Here is a 20,746-nt window from a genome sequence, read left to right on the forward strand (position 1 = left end):
TTAATGATGGTCTCGCGAATCCGCAAAATGTGTGTCAGGTCACGCGCGATGACGAGCGTCGAGCCGTCCTTGCGCCGCTCGGCCATGGCGCGAACCACCGGCACCTGGTCGTTGCGGCCCATCGCGAGCGCGAGATCGAGCGTCTTGCCGGTGCGATTGATGGGTAGTGTCGTCGGATACACCAGCACGTCGCCGGCCACCAGACGGCCGTCGGGAGCAAACAGGCCGTAGTAATTGGTGTGCATGCGCTCGTGTTCGATACGCCGATGAATCGCGTCAGCAATACTGGAGTCAGGCAGTGAATCGAAGTAGACCAGTTGCCAGTCCATCACCACATCCGTCTCGCGCTCCATGTCGCCGGTCACGGCCCAGCCGATGTAGCCCAGTAGCAACATCACCGAAAGGGAAAAGATAACCGCGTAGATCGATAGCAGGCGAAAGGTCGTGGAATGCCAGCGCCGCCCGAGCGCGGAGGTGGCCGGGAAGGTTGTGTCCATCAAATTGGTCTGCTCATGCGAGGATATAACCCGAGCCGCGCACGGTCTGAATCATCGGCGTGACGCCGGGTGGGTCAATTTTTTTGCGCAGCCGGCCCATGTGCACGTCGATCAGATTGGTGCCTGGGTCGAAGTGATAGCCCCACACGGCTTCGAACAGCATGGTGCGCGTGATGGTTTGTCCCGCATGCCGCATCATGAATTCGAGCACGCGATATTCAGTGGGCAGCAAGACGATCTCTTCGCCGTCGCGTTGAACCTTGCGGGAAATCAGATCGAGTTCGAGCGGGCCGACCCGCAGATGCGTTTCGAGTGGCGTGGCCGGTGTTTGACTGCGGCGCAACAGGACTTCGAGACGCGCGGTCATTTCTTCGGGGTCGAAAGGCTTGGTCAGATAATCGTCGCCACCGGCACGCAGGCCGCGCACCCGTTCATCCACATCGCCCAGCGCGCTCAACATCAGCACCGGCGTTTGAATGCCGATACTGCGCATGGTGGTGAGAATCGTGAGACCGTCCACGCCCGGCAGCATGCGGTCGAGCGTGATCACGTCGTAGTCTTCGCTGATCGCGCGCGCCATGCCGTCGCGGCCGTTCGCCACCCAATCCACAGTAAATCCACGACTCTTCAGCTCACCGACAATCTCATTCGCGGTAATTTCATCATCTTCGATCGTCAGTACTCGCGACATGATCATTGCATGCGCCGCAGCCAGCTCTACCAATGCAAGCGGCGGGCACGACCGGTTATCAGTAGAAGGACATGATGCCATATTCGGCTTGCGCGTTCAGAGTACGGGCGTGCGATTCGACGGATGTCGCCGCTTTACCCAGTACCTGCATGCAGGCTACGCGCGGTCGTATAGCGGACGAGCGTCCGTTTCATGAAGAAAAATTTAAGTTCGCCGCAGGGCTCAAAAAAACAGCCGGCTGAACGATAAAACAAATTTCATTTTCCCGACGCCGCTCCGGTAGGCCGTCTCAACTAGCCTACTGTCATCCCGCTGATTCTTTGCGGTCCGACTCGAACCTTATCGTGGATGGTATGAAAATGAAACTCGCAACCAGGACCCTCGTCACTACCCTTCTGCTGATCGGCAGCGCTTCGGCGATGGCCTCGCCCGGCCTCACGCAGCAGCAATGCAACGACTATCCGTTCAAGCAGCAGAAGAGCGAAGTCACGCACAAGCAGTTGATGAACGAGCTCAGTGAACTGGAAGCGGTCGGCTACAGCCCCAGCAACGACGACGACGAATACCCCAATGATCTGCAACAGGCTGAGCAGAAAGTGCAGGCCGAATATCGCGCGGATTGCATGCCGGTCGCGCATGCGTCGACCACCGCTACGCAAACGCCGGCCAGTGCAGCGCCCACTCAGGCGGCGAATCAGCCGGCAGGCTGAACGCCGCGTTCGACATTGACGGCGACGGTGCCCACGCGCGGCGTGGGCACCGTAACACTATCGGCCATTCGTCAAACGGCCGCTTTCGCTCGTCTCACGGCGCACGCGCCGCTCGTCACGCTTGCGCCGCAGCGCCGCGAGCCGCCGCCTGCTATAGGTTAGCGAGGCGACCGCATGAAACGCGACCGGCGCGAACACGAGGCCGAACAGCGTGGCCGCCAGCACCCCGCCGAACACCCCGGTGCCGATCGAGCGGCGGCTTTCGGCGCCCGCACCGCTCGACACCACCAACGGCGCGACGCCCAGCAGGAACGCCGCCGAGGTCATCACGATCGGCCGGAAGCGCGCGGCGGCCGCTTCGGTCACGGCACGCGTCAACGGCAGGCCCCGTCGATACAGATCGCGTGCGAACTGCACGATCAGAATCGCGTTCTTTGCCGCGAGGCCAATGACCGTAATCATGCCGACCTTGAAGTACACATCGTTGGGCATGCCGCGCAGCAGCATGGCGGCGACTGCGCCGATCACGCCGAGCGGCACGACCATCAGCACGGCAAGCGGGATCGTCCAGCTTTCGTATAAGGCAGCCAGCGCCATGAACACGGCCAGCAATGACAAGCCAATCAGCAACGGGGTGAGCTGTGCCGCCGCAGTTTCTTCGCGCGCCGCGTCGACCCAGTCATACGAGACACCGACCGGCAACGAAGCGGCGAGCCGCTCCATCTCCGCCATCGCCGCGCCCGAACTGTAGCCGGGCGCAGCGTGGCCGCTCACGTCCAGTGACGGATAGCCGTTGTAGCGCGTCAGCATCACCGGACCAATGCTCCAGTGACGTGACGCAATCGCGGATAGCGGCACCATGCCGCCGGTCGAGTTCGGCACGGCGAGCGCCATCAGATCGTCTTCGGTCATCCGCGTGGCGGCGTCGGCGGAGATCATCACGCGGCGCATCCGGCCACCGGCAGGAAAATCGTCGATATACGTCGAGCCAAAGGTGCTGCCCAGCACATCGGAGATCCGCTCGAACGGCACGCCGAGCGCGTACGCTTTCGCGCGGTCGATGATGAGTTCGACGCGCGGCGCATCCGGCAGATCCTCCGAATGCACCGAGGCCAGCACCGGGCTCGCCTTGGCCTGCGCGAACAGTTGCTCGCGCGCAGCCTTCAGCGCGTCCAGCCCGACTCCACCGCGATCTTCGAGCCGGAACACGAAGCCGTCCGAATGCCCAAGCCCCGGCACGGAAGGCGGCAATTGCGCCTCCACGTCACCATCGAGAATCTTGTCGAACTTCTCATTGAGCCGGTCGCGCAACGCCATCGCATCGGTGTCGCGCTTGCCCCAGTCTTTCAGTTCGACGAAGCCCATCGCCACGTTCTGACCGCTACCGGTAAAACTCCAGCCGACCACACTGGTGACGTGTGCAATCGCGGGCTCCGCGTGCAGGATCTTCTCCATCCGCTGGACCACCGCGAGCGTACGCTCCTGCGTTGCACCGGCCGGCAATTGCACCATCACCTGCAACTGGCCTTCGTCTTCGCTCGGCAAAAAGCCATCGGGCATTTGCCAGTAGAGCGCGGCGCACGCGCCGACCAGCACGGCATAGATTGCCAGCATCGGGCCGATACGCCGCAGCGTGCGCGCGGTCAGCCCACGATAGCCGCTCGCGGCCCGATCGAAACCGGAAGTGAAACGGCTCGCCGCTCGCGCTGCGAAGCCGAGCACGCCGCGGCGGGCGTCGCGTTCACTCACCGGGTGCTTGTGCGCCTTCAGCAGATTCGCGCACAGCGCGGGCGTCAACGACAAAGCCATGAACGACGACACCAGCATCGACGCGATCATCGCCACCGCGAACTGCCGGTAGATGCCGCCGACACCACCCGGAAAGAACGCCATCGGCACGAACACGGCCGTCAACACCGCGGTCACGCCGACGATCGCGCCGCCGATCTGCGACATCGCCTTACGGGTGGCCTCGCGCGGCGGCAAACCTTCTTCTTCCATCACGCGATGCACGCTCTCCACCACCACGATCGCATCGTCGACGAGGATACCGATTGCAAGCACAAGGCCAAACATCGTGAACACGTTGATCGACAGGCCGCAAGCGTACATCGCGAGAAACGCGCCCATCAGCGTGACGGGAATCACCACCGTCGGCACCAGCGTGTAGCGCAGATCGCGCAGGAACAGCCACATCACGAAGAACACCAGCGCCACCGCTTCTGCCAGTGTGACGAGCACCTCACGAATCGCGATCTGCACGAAATGCGCGTTGTCGAACGGGATTTCGACGGCGACGCCCGGCGGCAAGCTTTTTGATAACTCGGCGAGGCGAGCGCGAATCGCGTTGGACGTTTCGAGCGCATTGCCGCGCGGCCCGAGTTGAATGCCGACGGTCGCCGCAGCCTTGCCGTTCAGACGCGAATAGAACGAATAATTGTCGCGCCCAAGTTCGACCCGCGCGACGTCTCGCAAGCGCACCGTCGAGCCGTCGGGCAGCGCCTTCAGCACGATCTGTCCGAACTCGGCGGGCGAGATCAGTTGCCCCTTCACGCTGACCGAGGCCGTCAATTGCTGCCCCGGAACGAACGGCGCGTCGCCCAACGTACCGGCCGTTACCGTGGCGTTCTGCGCGGCGATCGCGGCGTTCACTTCCGCTGCGCCGAGGTTGTATTCGCGCAGCTTCATTGGATCAAGCCAGATGCGCAGCGCTTCGTCGGCGTCCCACAACTCCGCCGCGCCCACGCCCGGCGCGCGCTTCAGTTCGCGCAATACGTAGCGGCTCAGGTAGTCGCTCAATTGCACGGAATCGCGCGAGCCATCTGTGGATGTCAGCGCGACCAGCATCAGAAACGTGTTGGCAGCCTTGAATACGCTGATGCCCTGCTGCACGACCTGTTGCGGCAAGCGCGGCTCGACCTGCTTGAGACGGTTCTGGATGTCGACCAGCGCAAGATCAGGATTGGTGCCCGGCGCAAAGGTTGCGTCGATCTCGAGATCGCCGAGGTTGTCGCTGGTCGTTTCGTAGTACAGCATATTGTCGGCGCCATCGAGACTCTCCTCGATGATGCTGCCGACGTTGGCGTCCGTCACTTCCGTCGCCGCCCCCGGATAAGTGGCGCTGATCACGATGCGCGGCGGCGCAAGACGCGGATACTGCGCCACCGGCAGTTGCGGAATGGCGAGCGCGCCCGCCACGACAATGGCGAGCGCAACAATCCATGCGAAGACCGGACGGTCGATGAAAAAGAATGGCACGCAATAATCCGTTCAGATTGCCTGGAGGCGCGGTGCGTCGACGAGGCGGGCCATATGCAGCACGTCGGCCAGTACGCCGTCGCGCATGGCAAAACCGCGCGAGCGGCCTTCTTCGACAAAGCCGAACTTGCGGTACAGCGCGATCGCCGGCGCGTTGTCGGAAAATACCGTGAGCTCGATGCGGCGCAAACCGAGCGACGCATCCGCGCAGTCAGTCAGCCCTTGCAGCAGCGCCGTGCCGATACCGCGCCCATGATACGCGTCATGCACGGCCACGCCTAAATGCGCGCAATGCGCACGGCTGGGCCGTTGAACCTCCAACCCGGCGTGGCCAACCATGCGCCCGCCGATGGTCGCGCACACGCTCACGCCGCCTTTGAGGCGCCGCTCGTGCCACGCCTTGAGCTGTTCAGTGATGCGGTAGCCGACCGACAGCGTGCCACGCCGAACGCCTGGCATGCTCATGATCTCGGCGAACGCATCCATGTCGGACGATTCGAGCGCTCGAACCGTAATACGATTGTCGAGCGCGAAAGCGGCCTGCAACGTTTCTTCTTTCATAGTCTTATTCCGCCGCGAAGTTGGCCGATGATGACGTCGACATCCACGGCGCCGGCTCACGCAGCCGCGCCATGAAATAACAGTCGATCAGCACGCCGCGGCGCAACACTGCGCCACGCTGGTGCGCTTCGATTTCAAAGCCGAACTTGCGATATAGCGCAAGCGCTGCATGGTTATCGGCGAAAACGTGCAACTCGAGGCGGCGCAGACCAAGCCAGTTGTCGGTCAGATCGATCAGTTCGGTCATCAGCGCATTGCCGATGCCGCGCCGGTGCCATGCGTCATGCACGCAAATTCCGAGCGAGGCCACATGCGCGCGGCGCCCTTTAAAAGGCGTGAGTTCCGCCTCACCGACCAGCGTGTCGCCGACCATCGCCGCGATCGCGATCTCGGGGGGCTCGAGTTTTTCGAGGTATTCGCGCGTGCTGGCAATCGTCCGAAACGGCACATGCGGATTGCCGTTCACTACGACCGGCAACTGCTGCATGGCGTGGAATTGCTCCACGTCGGCCACGCGCAACGCGCGCAGCGTCAGGCCCTCGGGCAAGCTCTCAGATTTGGATTTTGTTTTTATGTCTTGATTCATAGGCTCATAACGTCAATTCGAATGACCTCGCGAGGATGCCGGGCAGTTGCATACCGCCCGTGGCGCGCTCGCCCCATGTCGAGTCGCTCAATAACAATTCCGCTTGCGCGCCGAGTTGCTCGAGTTCGCTGCCGAGCAGACGGTACAGGCTGTCGTCGAAACGCATGGCTTCGAGCGGCGCGACGATCTGCCCGTTCTCGACCCAGAAGGTCGCGAAGCGCGTCATGCCGGTCAGGCGGCAATTCATCCGGTCTGAGAAATTCACGTACCAGAGATTGCCGATGTAAAGACCGGTATCGAGCTTCGCCAGCACGTCTTCTTCCAGCAGATCGCCCGCTTGCATCGAGAGCGCCGCCGGCGACTCGTTCGCCAGCGCACCGTTGGGCGTCAAGCCGTACTCGCGTGCACTGCGCGCATTGGTCAAACGTTCGGCACTGCGGCCGGCCTGAATCAACGGGACGCTTTCGCGCAGGTAGCCGTCGTCGTTGAAGCCGGGTGTAATGCCAAGATTCAGATCTTCGCTGATCGTGACGCGCGGGTCGACTACGATTTCTCCCACATGCAGCTTGTACAACTCGCTGCGCGAACTTGCCTGGGCGCGAGCGGAGAACCCGGACCATGCCGTCACGCTAAGCAATTCCGCGAGCGCCGCGGGTGCCAGATACGAGCGATAACGTCCCGGCTCCAACGTGCGCGGTGTGCGCGCCAGCACGGCGAGACGCGTTGCGGCCTGCTCGACCTTGCTCGCGAAAACAGCATCGCTCCAGTCGTCGCCCGCGTAAGTCGTTTTGATCGCGCGGCCGCTCGGGTCGTATAGCGACCAGCTGAAATTGAAGTTATCGACTTCGTACCAGCCGCGGCTGCCGCTCGTGGACGCAAAACCGCGCACGATCGTTCCGCCCGCGTAAAAGCCCACGAAATCCAGCCCTTGCGCGCATTCGGCAACGGTGCGCAACAAGCCGCCCGGCTCCGGCAGCTTGCCCGAGCGTTGCGTGGCGCGCTGCCATTGCGACGTGTCGAACAACAAATGCGGATCGTCCGCCGCACCGCGCAAGCTTTCACGCAAGGTGGCGAGCGCCGCGTTCACATCGTCCAGATCCTGTTGCAGATCGCCGCAGACAGTCAGCGTCGAATAGGCCTGGTGTGCACCGTCGATCAAGCGCAAGGTCAGCTTGCCTTGCGACACGCTGCCGATCTGCCGCACCTTGCCCGAGTTGAAACGGATAAAGTCCGACTGTTCGCCGGCAAATGAACTCAGCGTGGTTTCCGCGCCTTGCTGCAAGCGTTCGATGGCATCGGCCAGTGAAGTGAAATGCTGCTGCCAGTCGATCGACGTAGCGGAGCGCGAAGACATGAATTGACTCATCATGCGCCTCCGAACACGTCGATGTTGCTGAACACGCAAGCCGGCGAGGCGTGACCAACGCGAATGATCTGTGCCGGTTCGCCCTTGCCGCACATGGACGTGCCGTACACCTCGCGCGTATCCGCGTTGCCCACCGCGCTCAGGCTGCGCCAGAAATTCGCCGAGATGCCGCGGTAATTCGGCTGTTTGACGATCTGGGTGAGCTTGCCGTTTTCGATCAGTTGACCGAATTCGCAGCCGAACTGGAATTTGTTGCGATGGTCGTCGATCGACCAGGACGTATTGGTGCGCATCAGAATGCCGTGTTCGATGTTGCCGATCATCTGCTCTAGCGAACTCTCGCCGGGTTCGATGTTCAGATTCGCCATCCGGTCGATCGGCGGGCGGTTCCAGTTCGACGCTCGCGAGTTCGCCACGCCGGCCATATGCGCACGTTGCTGCGAAAGCGCGCCGCCGAGCGGACGTTCGAGCACGCCGTCACGAATCAGGTATTGCTTGTGCGCCTCTGTGCCGTCGTCGTCGAATGCGTACGAGGCGGCTTCCTCGCGCAGTTCCGGGTCGAAGGTCACGTTCAGCAGTTCCGAACCGTAGCGGTACGAGCCGAACATCTCCTTCTTGACGAAGCTCCAGCCGGCGAAGTTGCGCTCGTCGCCGAGAATACGATCGAGTTCAAGCGGATGGCCGATCGATTCGTGAATCTGCAGCATCATCTGATCGGGCATCAGCAGCAAATCGCGCTTGCCTGACGGGCAATTCGGTGCGGCCAGCAATTGCAGCGCTTCATTGGCGACGCGGACACCCGAGCCGTCGAAGCCGAAGCGTGTCAGCACTTCCATGCCGCCCTGCCCCAAAGTGCCGTAGTTGCCGCCAAGGGTACGCACCTGCGTATCGCCGTCCGCGTGCGCGGCCACGCTCAACTGCGGCATCACGAACTGGAACTGCTGATCGATCCGCACACCGTCGCCGGTCATGTAGAGCTGATCGGTATGCGTGATCTGCACCGCTGCGACGCGTTCGACAATCCGTGCATCGAGATTCGCGCCCGCGCATTCCACGGCGAGGCGGTCTAACCATTCGGCGCGGCTCGGTAATGCACGCTGTGCGTTCGGCGACACATAGTGACCGCTCACGGCAGGACGCGCCACTTCGCGATGGTCGATCAAGGACAAGGCGGCGCTCGCTTCCGCTCGCGCCGTGGCAAGATCCAGCGCTGCCTGCAAACCTGCGGCACTCAGATTCGCGGTGGCGGCATAACCTGCTCCCGCGTCCACCCATGCGATCAGCATCGCACCGCAATCGCGCACCGTGCGCATGGGTTGCGCGATGTCATTGCGAATCTCGTGATCGTCGATCTGTTCGTCGACAATGCGCAGCGACCAGAACGCCGCGCGGCTCGTAAGCGACCGGGCGGCCTGCGCCCAACGTTCGTCAATCATTAGCGGTTCCCGTATGAATCTCGATTGCCCGCCGCCGGCGCCACGATCAGCGACGACGCCAGCAGCGACTGGGTATAAGGATGCGATGGCGCGCGCAACACATCGAGTGTGTCGCCGGCTTCAACAATGCGGCCTGACTTCATCACGATCACGCGATGCGCCATGGCTCGCATCACCGCCAGATCGTGCGTAATGAACAAATAGCTTAGCTTGTACTTTTTCTGCAGATTTGTCAGTAGATTCAGCACCTGTTTCTGGATGGATACGTCGAGTGCACTGGTCGGCTCATCGAGCACCAGCAATTCCGGCTCGACCGCGAGCGCACGCGCAATCGCGATACGCTGGCGCTGACCGCCGGAAAACTCATGCGGATACCGCAGCATGGCGTCCGCCGGCATGCCCACTTCTTCCAGCAGACTGCCTATGCGGGCGCGCCGCGCCTTCGCGTCCATCTCGGGCTGATGCATGGTCAGCCCTTCGCCGATGATCTGCTCTACCGTCATGCGTGGCGACAACGAGCCGAACGGGTCCTGAAACACGACTTGCATGCGCGAATACAACGCGCGGCGGGAGCGCGCTGTTTTCAGCGTGGCGAGCGGCAAACCGTCGATATGGATATGACCGGCCGCCGGTCGCTGCAGGCCGAGCACGGTGGCCGCCAGTGTCGATTTGCCCGACCCCGATTCGCCGACGATACCGAGCGTTTCGCCGCGGCGCACGCTCAGATCGACGTCCTGCACCGCGCGGAACGTGGAGCGCCCGAACATGGAACGCCAACCCTTCGCGGAGGTGCTGTAGTCGACGGCGAGTCCCTGGACGTCGAGCAAAGGCCGCGCGTCCGTCTCTACCGGCTCCACCGCACGCTGCGGTTCGCTGTCCAGCAGGCGTTGGGTGTAGGGATGCTGTGGATTGGAGAACAGCGCCTCGGTCGTATTGGTTTCGACCAGCACGCCCTTCTCCATCACCGCGACGCGCTGCGCGAAACGCTTCACCAGATTCAGATCATGCGTGATCAGCAGCACCGCCATGCCGCGCTCGGCCGCTTCCTGCTCCTGCAACGCAATCAACAGATCGACGATCTGCTGACGCACGGTGACGTCGAGCGCGGTGGTCGGTTCATCGGCAAGCAGCAGGCGTGGCCGGCACGCAAGCGCCATCGCGATCATCGCGCGCTGCCGCTGGCCACCGGACAGTTGATGCGGAAAGCTGTCGATGCGCCGTTCCGGCTCGGGAATCCCGGTGCGCCTGAGCAACTCGATGCCGCGCTTACGCGCCGCGTTCGGCCGCAGGCCTTCGTGCAGGCGCAAACTCTCGGCAATCTGCTTGCCGATCGTGAAGAGCGGATTGAGCGCCGTCATCGGCTCCTGAAACACCATCGCCACGTCGGCGCCGCGCAGGCCGCGCATTTCCTGCTCGGTTTTCTGCAGCAGATCTTCGCCGTCGAGCAGCATGCGCCCGCTCAGATCGGCGTGTTCGACGAGCCGCAGAATCGACAACGCAGTGACGCTCTTGCCGGAGCCCGACTCGCCGACGAGCGCAACGCGCTCGCCGCGCGCGATCGAGAGGCTGAGTTCATGTACGGCGATCTTGTCGCCGAAACGCACGGAGAAACGGTCGATTTCCAGCAATGGCCGGCCGATTGACGCTTGATTCATCGCGGACCTCCGCCGAAAGCCGAACCGCGTTTGCGCGTATCGAGCGCGTTACGTAATGCGTCGCCCATGAAGGTCAACAACAGCAGCGTGATCACCAGCGCAGCAAATGCCGAAATCGAAATCCACCACGCGTCGAGGTTGTTTTTGCCTTCCTGAAGCAATTCGCCAAGGCTCGGCGTCGGCGGTGGCACCCCCAATCCCAGGAAGTCTAGACTGGTCAGCGACAGAATCGCCGCGCTCATGCGGAACGGCAGAAACGTAATGACCGGCGTCAAGCTATTCGGCAGCACATGGCGCCACATGATCTGCCAGTTCGACAGCCCCATGGTGCGTGCCGCCCTCACGTAATCCAGCGAGCGGTTACGCAGGAACTCGGCGCGTACGTAGTCGGAGAGCACGAGCCAGCCAAACATCGACAGAAGAATAAAAAGCAACCATAGCGTCGGCTCGAAGATCGACGCGAAGATGATCAGCAGGTACAGGTCAGGCATCGAGCTCCATATCTCGATCAGACGCTGACCGATCAGATCGGTGCGTCCGCCGTAAAAGCCCTGCACCGCGCCCGTCAAGACGCCGATCATGACGCCGGATACCGTGAGCGCGAACGCCATCAGCACCGAAAGCCGGAAACCGTACAGCAGCCGCGCAAGCACGTCGCGGCCGTACTGGTCCGTACCGAGCCAGTTGCTTCTGGTGGGCGGCGCCGGGTAAGGATGGGCAGCGAAGTAGTCGATCGTGTCGTAGTGGAAATGATTCGGCGGATAGATCGCAAAGTTGCCGTTCGATTCGAGCCGCGAGCGGATATACGGATCGAGATAATTCGCGCGCGCCGGAAAATCGCCGCCGAAAATTTTCTCCGAATAGTCCTTTGCGATTGGAAAGTAATAGTGCCCGTCATAGCGGACGATCAGCGGACGATCGTTGGACAGCACCTCGCCGAACAGGCTGATGACAAACAGCGATACGAAGATCACGAGACTCCAGTAACCGAGCCTCTGCTGCTTGAAGCGCAGCCATGTGCGCCGCCAGGGAGACGGCGACGCCACGTGCTCCGCACTGGACAGATCAGCGGTCCAGGCGGTTGAATTGGATGCGGGGGTCGACGAGGACATAGCAGACGTCAGCAATGAGTTTGGTTACGAGGGCGATCAGCGTGAACAGAAACAGCGAACCGAGCACGACCGGATAGTCACGGCGAATCACCGAGTCATACGAAAGTTGGCCCATGCCGTCGAGCGAGAACAGGGTTTCAATCAACAGGTTGCCGTTCAGGAAGGCGCCGACGAAGGCCGCCGGCAAACCGGTCAGCAAGGGAATCGCCGCATTGCGCAGCACGTGTTTCCACAGCACGTCGCGCTCCGGCGCGCCCTTGGCACGTGCGGTCAATACGTATTGACGTCCAATCTCCTCGAGGAAGGTGTTCTTGGTCAGGATCGTGACGATCGCGAAGTTGCCGACGACTGAAGCGGTGACCGGCAGCACGATGTGCCACAGGTAATCGAGCAGCTTGCCGAAGGTACTGAGGTCGCTGAAGTTATCCGACGTGAGGCCGCGCATTGGAAACACCTGCCAGAACGTGCCGCCGCCGAACAGCATCAGCAACAGCACGCCCAGCACGAAACCAGGAATCGCATAGCCGGCGAGCACCAGCACACTGGTCACCGTATCGAAGCGCGAACCGTTGCGCACCGCTTTCGCAATGCCCAACGGCACCGATATCAGATACGTGAGCATCACGGTCCATAAACCGAGCGTGATCGACACCGGCAGCTTCGATTTGATGACGTCCCACACGCTGTCATGCTGATAGTAGGACTGACCGAGATCGAAGGTCGCGTAGCGCTTGAGCATCAGGATGTAGCGCTCGAGCGGTGGCTTGTCGAAGCCGAACTGCTTCTTGATCTGTTCGAGTTGCTGCGGATCGACACCTTGGCTGCCGTGATAACCGCCACCACCGGCCCCCGCCTCTCCGCCACGGCCAACGCCGTGGCGGAGTTGCGTCATCACCTGTTCGACCGGCCCACCCGGCACGAACTGCGTGACGACAAAGGTCAGCGTGACCACGCCGAGCAGCGTCGGCACCATCAACAGCAATCGTCTGAGAATGTAGGCAAGCATGCTGTACCTCAGTGGGCCGCGGCCGTGGTTGAACCCGCGGATTGCGCGGCCTGGAGTTTCTGTGTCGCGGGTGCGCCCGGTGCTTTCGCATACCAGTAGTCGATGACCCAGTCTTCGTACAGGTAGGAATTCGGTACGATTTTCGGAAAACCGAGCGTGCTCTTGTAGCCGATGCGCGCACCCGGTGCGTAGTACTCGGGCACGAGATAAAACGAATAGATCAGCACACGATCCAGCGCGCGGGTCGCGGCTTCCAGATCGTCGAGATTGGTGGCGGAGAGTGCGGAGTGAATCAGTGAATCGACCGCCTTAGAACGGATACCCGTATAGTTCTCGGAGCCGACTTCGGACGCAGCCGCACTGCCGAAGCGGCGCGTCAGTTCAGCGCCCGGAATCGTGACCGGAGGATAGATGAAGGTGGTCATGTCGTACTCGAAATTATCCAGACGCTTCTCGTACAACGCGCTGTCGATCTCGCGCATATGGGCTTGAATGCCGAGCATGTCGAGCGCCTGCATATACGGCAGGATCAGACGATCCATGCCGGGCTGGTCGTCCATGATCTCGATCGTCATCGGCGTACCGTGGGCGTCGCGCAATGCTCCGTCGCGATAGTGCCACCCGGCTTGCGCCAGCAGATCGCGCGCGACGCGCAAATTGCCGCGCAAGGAATTCGGTGGAATCGTGTCGGGTTGTTTGAGCATCGGGCCGAACACTTCCGGCGGCACGCTGCCGCGCAGCGGTTCGAGCAGCGCCAGTTCCTTCTGGCCCGGCATGCCGGTCGCGCCGAACGGACTGGCCTCGAAATAGCTGTTCGTACGCCGGTATTGGCCGTAGAACATCATCCGGTTCATCCAGTCGTAGTCGAGTGCCAGCGTCAAGGCATGGCGCACGCGTGGGTCCTGGAACATCGGCTTGCGCATATTCATCAGCATGCCCTGCATCTGCGCAGGGCCGTCGGCGAATTCGCCCTTCTTCAGGAGTCCGTTGTCGAAGTTCTTGCCAACATATTTGCGCGCCCACTGCGTCGCGCTGTATTCGACGATGACGTCCGCATCGCCCGCCTTGAAGGCTTCCAGTTGCGTGTAATGGTCGCGGTACAGATTGAAGGTGATGCGCTCGAAACGGAACATGCCACGTCGCGACGGCAGATTCGCCGCCCAGTAATCGGGATTGCGGCGATACGTGATCTGCTTGTCGTTTTTGCGCCCCTCGATCAGATACGGGCCGCTACTGATCGGAGGCGTGGAGGAGATCTGGTCGAATGGCAGACGTTTGCCGTTGGGCTCTATCCCCCACTTCGGCGAGAAGATCGGCAAGTCACCGGCAATCAGCGGCGCATCGCGTTCCGGATGCTTGAAATCGAAGCGGATCGTGCTCTTGTCGATTACCGTCGTGCTTTTGATGATCGAGAACTGCGCGTTGAAAAGCGGCGACGCCTGCGGACTCGCTAACGTGTCGTATGAATACTTGACGTCGGCAGCGGTGATCGGGTCGCCGTTCGAAAAGCGTGCGGCGGGATTGATATGGAACGTCGCCGACGTCAGATCCGGCGCGACCTCGACATCGTCGGCGATCAGCGGATATTCGGAGGCCAGTTCGTCCCAGCTACGCTGCATCAGCGTATCGAACATCAGATTCTGGATGTCGGGCGCAGGCGCACCGCGCACCAGAAACGGATTCAGCGAATCGTAGGTTTGCAGTTCACTATAGTTTTCGAAACTCAGCGAGCCGTTAGCCGGCGCGTCGGGATTTGCGTAGTCGAAATGCGTGAAATCGGCGGGATATTTCGGCTGGTCGTACTGCGAGATCGACGGCTTCGCCTGCACCGTCGTCGGGATCGCTCCGCATACCGCCAGTATGCCAGGCGCAGCGGCAACGGCGAACGAGATGCTCGCGGCGCAGCGCACTGCGCCGAGCAAACATCCCATCGCGTCGTGCAGGCGCAGCAGTCCGGAATTCATCATTCTTTTCATCAGCCCATACAGTGCGCACCGGCTCGTGACCTGTGCGCGATTCGTCCTGCGGCACGAGTGCAGCCTGTTGGCTTTACCGGCGCACGCTGGCCCATTGCAACGACAGGCAGCCTGCGCCGCCGCACGATGAGTCGCCGCTTAAAGCACACCGCTCCGGTTCCTTGCACGAACGAAACCGGAGCGGTGCTTCCATCAGATCAACTGCCGGGACATCAGAACTTGTACGTTGCGCCGATCTGCGCGAAACGGCCAATGTACGTGTATATCGACTGGTCGTACCCGTTCTGATCCAACGTGCCGTTTGCAAAGATCGGATCGTACGGCGGGGTACGGTTGAAGATGTTGTCGATGCCGCCGTAGATCGTCCAGTGCTTGAACCCCGTGTACGTCATCATCAGGTTGAACTGGCTGTACGATCCAACCTTGTTCGGCCCGGTGGGATTCAGATTCTGCGCGTACGGACCCGTGAACTGCCACGTCAACGCTGCGTCGAACTTGTGGTACGTCCAGTCCAGGGTCGTGTTGCCTCTCCAGCGCGGGAAGCTGCCGCCGAACGGTTGCGTGAGGGTGTAGTCGTTACCCGCGCCGTTCACCGGCGCTGCGCCCGGGGAGCCGAGCTTGAAGCTGTTCACGTAAGCCCAGTCACCCGACAAGGTGAACGTACCGGCCGTCGTCGTCGGCAACGCCTGGCGGAACGTGCCTTCGAAGCCGTTCGTGTCGAGGTAGCCGAGGTTCTGGTACGGGATGACCTTGTAGAGCACGTCGCCCGTTGTCGGGTCGATCGAGACCTGCGAAGGCTGGCCCTGGCCGATCACGCTATCGACGCGAATCTTGTACCAGTCAAAGCCGACATCGGTTGTGCGGGTCGGTGACAGCTGGAAGCCGATGTTGAAGTTCTTTGTGTGCTCCGGCGCAAGGTTCGGATTACCCGTTGTGATCGAGGTGTAGTTCAGGCCCGTTTTCGGGTCCACCTGGATCCCCAGCGTCTGCGACGCGCTGTCCTCAACGAACGTCGGCGCACGGAAGCCGCGATCGTACGAGGTATACATCGTAAGCGCCTGAACCGGCTGATAGCGCAGGGCGAAGCGCGGCGAGAACGCACCACCCACATCGCTGTAATGGTCGTAACGGCCCGACTGGCTGAAGGTCAGGTTGCGCACAATCGGAATGTCCACCTGGTAATAGACGGCCGCCACGTTGCGCTGGCCGTTCACCGTCTGGAGATTCGGATTGATGACGAGGCCATCTGCGAATGCCCCACCCGGGTTGAGCACTTCGCTCTGGTGCGTGAACTGCGCACCGAACCCGAGACCCACGTCGCCCGCCGGCAGGTGGAACAGTTCCGGCGTCGACAACGTCGCGTCAACGGTATCGAGCTTCGAGATACCCAGGTTGTCCGCATCCATGTACAGCCCGTTGAACGCATTGGGCGTAGCCGACGGATTCGCGAAATTCAGTGTCCCGTTCTGATAAATGTTGTTCAGTACGCTGGAGTTGATCTGGTTCGTGTAGGTGTTCGCGACCGTGCTTTGCGAGTGGCTGATCGAACTCGTCCAATCCCATTCACCGTTCGGCAGGTTGAACGAACCCTTGACGCCCGTGGATGCGCGCCAGTACGTGGCATACGTCTTTTCCGCGATCGTGTTCGGGAACGCATACGTGAGCGGTGTACCAACGCCGAACGGGTTGTACGGGTTGCTCGCCGGCACCACCGTGCTAAACGGGGTAAGCAGCTTCGTCTGCGGGTTCAACACGAGTGTCGGGTTCTGCGGATTGCCGACCACGTTGCCCCACAGACCGTCGTTGGTAGTGGTCGTGTTGCTGCTGATCAGGAAGTCACCGAACGCCGTCGTCGTATCGTTGATCTTGAAGTCAGCGTGAATCTTCGCGTTCTCACGTTCCGTCAGCGGCGCGATGGACGTGCCTTCTGCGGTGTTGAAGCCGCAGACCGTGCCCGCCGATCCCGCCGTCAGCGAATTGGTGGCTGCAGGACGTACCGAACCGCCGAACGGACAGTTGCTCAACGCCTGCACGCCGCCGCCCGGCAAGCTCCAGTACGACGGCGCAAGCAACGAAAGACCGCCTGGCTGATTGGTGAAATCCTGATTGCGCGTGGAGTCGCGGTCTGCGAGCGTGAAGCCGTTCGACTTGTAGTAGCTCGCCGCAGCCGTCACATTGAAGCGATCGGAGTTGAGATCGCCGAAGCCGCCAAGCACGCCGAATTTGGTCGTGCCGGCGCCGCCGCCGCCGTTGATCGCGCTACCGTAGCTGCCGTCGAGTTGCAGCCCCTGGAAGTCGTGCTTCGTGATGATGTTGACCACGCCCGCGATAGCGTCCGAGCCGTATTGCGACACGGCACCGGTCTTCACGATTTCGATGCGATCGATGGAGTTCAACGGCAGCGTGTTCAGGTCGAAGAACGAGTCGACGCTGTTTGAGAAGAACGCGAACGGCGCAACGCGCTGTCCATCCACCAGCACCAGCGTGTATTTTTCGCTGAGACCGCGCAGCGCGATACCCGCAGCGCCTGCGGCAAAGTTGCCAGACTGGCCTTCGCTCCAGCTATTCGCCGAGTTGGCCGAAGTATCGCGCAGAAAATCGGCGACGGTCGTAGCGCCGCTGTTCTGAATGTCTTTCTGCGTAACCGTCTGAACCTGGTTGAAGCCGACCTTGTCGGAGCTGCGGATCAGCGAACCCGTCACTTCGAACTTCTTCAGTTGCTGGACGCCTTTGCCAGCCGGTGTCGCGGTGTTGTTGTCCGCGGACGGTGTGGCGGCAGTGCCCGATGCCGGAGCCGCAGCCGCTGCTGGAGCCGCAGCCGATGCCGGAGCCGCAGCCGCTGCCGGCGTGCTCTCCGTCGTCGCGCCTGCCGTAGTTCCGGTGGCGGCCGGCTGGCTTTGCGCAAACGCCGGCACGACGATTGCGGCCGACAACGCCAGTTCAGCCCAGATTATTCTTTTGATGGCCAGCGCCAATGCCCTTTGTTTCATTTTTCCCCTTCCCGCTCGTCAATAAGGCCACAGCTGTGTGTGAAGAGAGATCTTGTGAACCTCTCCACTCGATATACGGCGATCGTGCGCCGCGCTCCGTTAAAGCTGCCCCGCGCTTCTGCCCGGCAACCCGGTCAGCAGCGCACCGAATTGCAAATACAGACAGGAAGACGGGGCACTTCAGATCCATCAATATCGGACTACTTATTTATTACAAACGAAATGCGCAGCGCTTACCAATTGTTTTCATTTCTACCGTCACGGTTGATGGTGGCTGGGTAACGCATTTCCCACCTCATCAAACCGGAGTCATACATTAAGTTATGCTTACAACTACTGAGCGATGGCTTTCAACGAAAGCACGGAGCAAAGGCACTTAAAATAATCGCGGCGTACCCACCCACACCACCACTGCTTCTTCGCGGGCCGTATTGGACCAGGAGTGAGGCACCGTGGATTCGTAATGCGCGGTGTCACCTGCCTGCAATACGAACGTTGTACCTTCTAACGTGAGCGATATCTGGCCGCTCATCACGTACAAAAACTCTTCCCCTGCATGCGTCGTGACTTCCGATGGGTTTTGCCCCACTGGCATCCTGACGAGAATCACTTCCAGCTTGCTGCCGACCGACAGGTTCGTCAGCCGTGCAAAACGATTCGCGGTCCCGTCGAACCCGAAGTATTTCAGTTCACTCCCTCTGCGCACCGACTTGTCTTCGGTTGGCGTGTCGACGAAGTACTGCACCGTCACACCTAAAGCCCGCGCAATGCCCACTAGCGATGTGATTGAAGGCGTTGCGTGACCTCGTTCTACCTGCGACAAAAATGGCTTGGAAATTCCCGCAGTGGTTGCCACTTCATCCAGCGTGCGCTTGAGCCGTTGGCGAAGCGCGCGGACTTTGCTTCCTATAGAAACTGCGACCTGTGCCTTGTTATCGAGTGGCAAAACCATAGCAAGACAGAATCCCGTAGTCAAAATTAGTTTGATAAAACTAAACTATGTTTCGTTGAGTGCAACGTCCTCCCTAAGACATGCGCCATATGCCTGATTAGCTGCCGCGGTGAGTCGCTCAGTCAATGCGATCGCCGGGACACTTTCGCACTGACCGGAAACCGGGCAATGGTTGCGCACGCAACCACCGCCGTTTGTTGGCAACGGCCTGTGTTCCATACGGCGAGAATGTCCCGCCCGGTTCGGTGCGCGCATACCTCGGCAGCACGTCGCTGGATGGAACATGTCGGGATCGGGATGCCGTTACTTCGACGCCACCAGCACCCACAAACGAGCGAGGTCGGCTGAACCGTCAGTGCCCTTCACGGCACGGAAGGTTTGCACTGCACGCGCTTTGTCGCCTGCCACGAAGTACGCCTCACCGAGATGCAATTGCGCCTGGTCCGGGTGATCGATTCCGCCCTTCGCGATCGCTGCGTCCATGGTCGTAAGACCCTGCTTGGCCTGCCCCGCGAAGACCTCGTTGAAGCCGATGTCGACCGGCGCGACAGGATTCGCGGGATCGGGCGGCGCTTGCATCCGTTTCGCGGCAAGCGCCTGCAATCGCTTCTCGCGATCCGTCTGCGCGTCATGGCCTAGAACCCCTGACGCAAAGCCCTGATCGATGACCTGCTTACTTTCGGCTGTCGTGCCCGCCACGATCGCGAGTTGCGTCATCTCCATATAATCGTCGGCGGTGGTGAGCGAACCCGTCGCGCGGCGCAGCCGGTAGGTGTCGATATCGAGCGCCGACGAATAGCCGGGCTTGCTGCGAATCGCGTTGAACAGGTCGTCCCAGTAAGACTGCTTCGGATGATAGGCAACCAGCTTTTCGAGCGTGCTGCGGTATGTCGCATCATCTTTCACACGTTGCGCGCAGGTGCCGAGCAATTGCAGTTGCGACTCGTCAGGTGCGTGACCGGCGTGCACTTGCGCATCGATGCTCGGCTTGAGCAGGCTCACCACATTGCCGCAATCGTTCGACAGGTAGTAAGACTGCACGAGCAAAGTGTGCATGTCGGGATCGCTGCCACCCGACTTCAGGTAGCGCTGTGCCACCTTCGCGGCCTGGGCGTAGTTCTTCTGCTGGAAATAGATGCCCGCGAGCGCCGCCGTGGTGCGCTGCTCGTCAGCACCGGTCAGATGTCCTGAACTCAGCAAGGTTTCGTAGGCCTGGGCCGCCACACCGGATTCGCCGGCTGCCGCTGCCGCAGCGCCACGCATCTCCTGAATCATGTAGCTTTCATAGGGCGTTTTGCCCGGTACGGCGTCGGCCTGATCGATCTTCGTCAACGCATCCTTGTACTTGTGCGCGCGATACAGATCCTGCGCTGCGTTCAGCGGCTTCGCCACATCCGGCCGCAAGGTGTCCGCGGCATGGGATGTGACCGGCAACACGACGAGCGCGGACAGCCCCCCGATTGCGGCCGCAATGACGGCGCGCTTGAACCGTTGATGGATCGTTAGCATTCCACTTCCTTATTGCATGTACTGCTCGTTGCCGATCAGACCGATCTTCGTCGCGCCCAGTCGTTGGGCGGACGCCATCACCGCCGCGACATCCTTGTACGGCACCAGCTTGTTCGGCCGCAGATGGATTTCCGCCTGAACCGGCTCGGCCGCCACCTGTGCGAGCCTGGACTCGAGCGCCGCGCGGTCCGGCACCGGCTGGCCGTTCCATGTCGTCGTGCCGTCGAAGTCGATATCGATCTGCACCACTTCCGGCTGCGTGATCGGCGGCGGCGGATTGCCGACCGGCAAGTTCATCTTGATTGCGTGCGTCTGGATCGGAATCGTGATGATCAGCATGATCAACAACACCAGCATCACGTCGATCAGCGGCGTGGTGTTGATATCGACCATCACATCCGGTTCGCTGCTGCCGCCCGACGATACGTTCATTCCCATGAT

Annotated in this window: 15 protein-coding genes and 1 pseudogene; 1 reads left to right on the forward strand and 15 read right to left on the reverse strand. The window is 61.2% G+C overall.

Features of this window, described 5'->3' with window-relative positions:
- Together GNZ12_RS26560 and GNZ12_RS26565 are read right to left on the reverse strand one after the other, a co-directional pair.
- Nucleotides 1–497, reverse strand: a pseudogene (locus tag GNZ12_RS26560) (hypothetical protein); the annotation flags it as partial.
- 13 nt (nt 498–510) lie between these two features.
- A complete protein-coding gene (locus GNZ12_RS26565) occupies nt 511–1,188 on the reverse strand; it encodes a response regulator transcription factor (protein WP_074286056.1) in 678 nt (225 codons plus the stop codon).
- Between the two features lie 359 nt (nt 1,189–1,547).
- Here GNZ12_RS26565 and GNZ12_RS26570 point away from each other — a divergent pair, with 359 nt between their 5' ends.
- Nucleotides 1,548–1,898, forward strand: coding sequence for a DUF4148 domain-containing protein (locus GNZ12_RS26570; RefSeq protein WP_172315172.1), 351 nt, complete (start codon nt 1,548–1,550; stop codon nt 1,896–1,898).
- A 57-nt stretch (nt 1,899–1,955) separates the two neighbouring features.
- Here the strand turns inward: GNZ12_RS26570 and GNZ12_RS26575 are convergent, their stop codons facing one another.
- The 13 genes from GNZ12_RS26575 to GNZ12_RS26635 all read right to left on the reverse strand — a co-directional run bounded on the left by GNZ12_RS26575 (nt 1,956) and on the right by GNZ12_RS26635 (nt 20,743).
- Entirely contained in the window at nt 1,956–5,156 is a 3,201-nt protein-coding gene (locus tag GNZ12_RS26575) for a multidrug efflux RND transporter permease subunit (protein WP_172315173.1), read from the reverse strand.
- A gap of 12 nt (nt 5,157–5,168) precedes the next feature.
- Complete coding sequence (locus GNZ12_RS26580) at nt 5,169–5,717, reverse strand: GNAT family N-acetyltransferase (RefSeq protein ID WP_172315174.1); 549 nt, start codon at nt 5,715–5,717, stop codon at nt 5,169–5,171.
- A 4-nt stretch (nt 5,718–5,721) separates the two neighbouring features.
- Entirely contained in the window at nt 5,722–6,303 is a 582-nt protein-coding gene (locus GNZ12_RS26585; protein WP_172315175.1) for a GNAT family N-acetyltransferase, read from the reverse strand.
- Nucleotides 6,304–6,307: 4 nt separating this feature from the next.
- Nucleotides 6,308–7,669: a TldD/PmbA family protein gene (locus GNZ12_RS26590; protein ID WP_172315176.1), complete on the reverse strand. Its 1,362-nt coding sequence runs from the start codon at nt 7,667–7,669 to the stop codon at nt 6,308–6,310.
- Nucleotides 7,669–9,105 carry a TldD/PmbA family protein gene (locus tag GNZ12_RS26595; protein ID WP_172315177.1) on the reverse strand — a complete coding sequence of 479 codons (1,437 nt, stop codon included), beginning with the start codon at nt 9,103–9,105 and terminating at the stop codon, nt 7,669–7,671. Before GNZ12_RS26595 ends, GNZ12_RS26590 begins: the two co-directional genes overlap by 1 nt.
- The gene (locus GNZ12_RS26600; RefSeq protein WP_172315178.1) at nt 9,105–10,760 is read right to left on the reverse strand and encodes an ABC transporter ATP-binding protein; all 1,656 of its coding nucleotides are present in this window, start codon (nt 10,758–10,760) and stop codon (nt 9,105–9,107) included. Before GNZ12_RS26600 ends, GNZ12_RS26595 begins: the two co-directional genes overlap by 1 nt.
- Nucleotides 10,757–11,872, reverse strand: a complete 1,116-nt coding sequence (locus GNZ12_RS26605) for an ABC transporter permease (protein WP_172315179.1) — start codon at nt 11,870–11,872, stop codon at nt 10,757–10,759. Before GNZ12_RS26605 ends, GNZ12_RS26600 begins: the two co-directional genes overlap by 4 nt.
- A complete protein-coding gene (locus GNZ12_RS26610) occupies nt 11,826–12,878 on the reverse strand; it encodes a microcin C ABC transporter permease YejB (RefSeq protein WP_172315180.1) in 1,053 nt (350 codons plus the stop codon). The genes GNZ12_RS26605 and GNZ12_RS26610 overlap by 47 nt, the downstream gene beginning before the upstream one ends.
- 8 nt (nt 12,879–12,886) lie before the next feature.
- Entirely contained in the window at nt 12,887–14,842 is a 1,956-nt protein-coding gene (locus tag GNZ12_RS26615) for an extracellular solute-binding protein (RefSeq protein ID WP_235993897.1), read from the reverse strand.
- Between the two features lie 224 nt (nt 14,843–15,066).
- Entirely contained in the window at nt 15,067–17,844 is a 2,778-nt protein-coding gene (locus tag GNZ12_RS26620) for a TonB-dependent receptor (protein ID WP_172315181.1), read from the reverse strand.
- Between the two features lie 376 nt (nt 17,845–18,220).
- Complete coding sequence (locus GNZ12_RS26625) at nt 18,221–18,796, reverse strand: helix-turn-helix domain-containing protein (protein WP_172315182.1); 576 nt, start codon at nt 18,794–18,796, stop codon at nt 18,221–18,223.
- A gap of 303 nt (nt 18,797–19,099) precedes the next feature.
- Nucleotides 19,100–20,305, reverse strand: a complete 1,206-nt coding sequence (locus GNZ12_RS26630; RefSeq protein ID WP_172315183.1) for a tetratricopeptide repeat protein — start codon at nt 20,303–20,305, stop codon at nt 19,100–19,102.
- 9 nt (nt 20,306–20,314) lie between these two features.
- Nucleotides 20,315–20,743, reverse strand: coding sequence for an ExbD/TolR family protein (locus GNZ12_RS26635; RefSeq protein ID WP_120347768.1), 429 nt, complete (start codon nt 20,741–20,743; stop codon nt 20,315–20,317).
- Nucleotides 20,744–20,746 lie beyond the last annotated feature (3 nt).

It is taken from the genome of Paraburkholderia solitsugae, from assembly GCF_013177695.1.
Lineage (GTDB): Bacteria > Pseudomonadota > Gammaproteobacteria > Burkholderiales > Burkholderiaceae > Paraburkholderia > Paraburkholderia solitsugae.

Coding starts and splice junctions, on each gene's coding strand:
- GNZ12_RS26585 (WP_172315175.1), bottom strand. CDS start 6,303: ATGAATCAAGACATAAAAACAAAATCCAAATCTGAGAGCTTGCCCGAG.
- GNZ12_RS26630 (WP_172315183.1), bottom strand. CDS start 20,305: ATGCTAACGATCCATCAACGGTTCAAGCGCGCCGTCATTGCGGCCGCA.
- GNZ12_RS26620 (WP_172315181.1), bottom strand. CDS start 17,844: ATGAAACAAAGGGCATTGGCGCTGGCCATCAAAAGAATAATCTGGGCT.
- GNZ12_RS26605 (WP_172315179.1), bottom strand. CDS start 11,872: ATGTCCTCGTCGACCCCCGCATCCAATTCAACCGCCTGGACCGCTGAT.
- GNZ12_RS26615 (WP_235993897.1), bottom strand. CDS start 14,842: ATGAATTCCGGACTGCTGCGCCTGCACGACGCGATGGGATGTTTGCTC.
- GNZ12_RS26600 (WP_172315178.1), bottom strand. CDS start 10,760: ATGAATCAAGCGTCAATCGGCCGGCCATTGCTGGAAATCGACCGTTTC.
- GNZ12_RS26580 (WP_172315174.1), bottom strand. CDS start 5,717: ATGAAAGAAGAAACGTTGCAGGCCGCTTTCGCGCTCGACAATCGTATT.
- GNZ12_RS26625 (WP_172315182.1), bottom strand. CDS start 18,796: ATGGTTTTGCCACTCGATAACAAGGCACAGGTCGCAGTTTCTATAGGA.
- GNZ12_RS26595 (WP_172315177.1), bottom strand. CDS start 9,105: ATGATTGACGAACGTTGGGCGCAGGCCGCCCGGTCGCTTACGAGCCGC.
- GNZ12_RS26610 (WP_172315180.1), bottom strand. CDS start 12,878: ATGCTTGCCTACATTCTCAGACGATTGCTGTTGATGGTGCCGACGCTG.
- GNZ12_RS26635 (WP_120347768.1), bottom strand. CDS start 20,743: ATGGGAATGAACGTATCGTCGGGCGGCAGCAGCGAACCGGATGTGATG.
- GNZ12_RS26570 (WP_172315172.1), top strand. CDS start 1,548: ATGAAACTCGCAACCAGGACCCTCGTCACTACCCTTCTGCTGATCGGC.
- GNZ12_RS26590 (WP_172315176.1), bottom strand. CDS start 7,669: ATGAGTCAATTCATGTCTTCGCGCTCCGCTACGTCGATCGACTGGCAG.
- GNZ12_RS26565 (WP_074286056.1), bottom strand. CDS start 1,188: ATGTCGCGAGTACTGACGATCGAAGATGATGAAATTACCGCGAATGAG.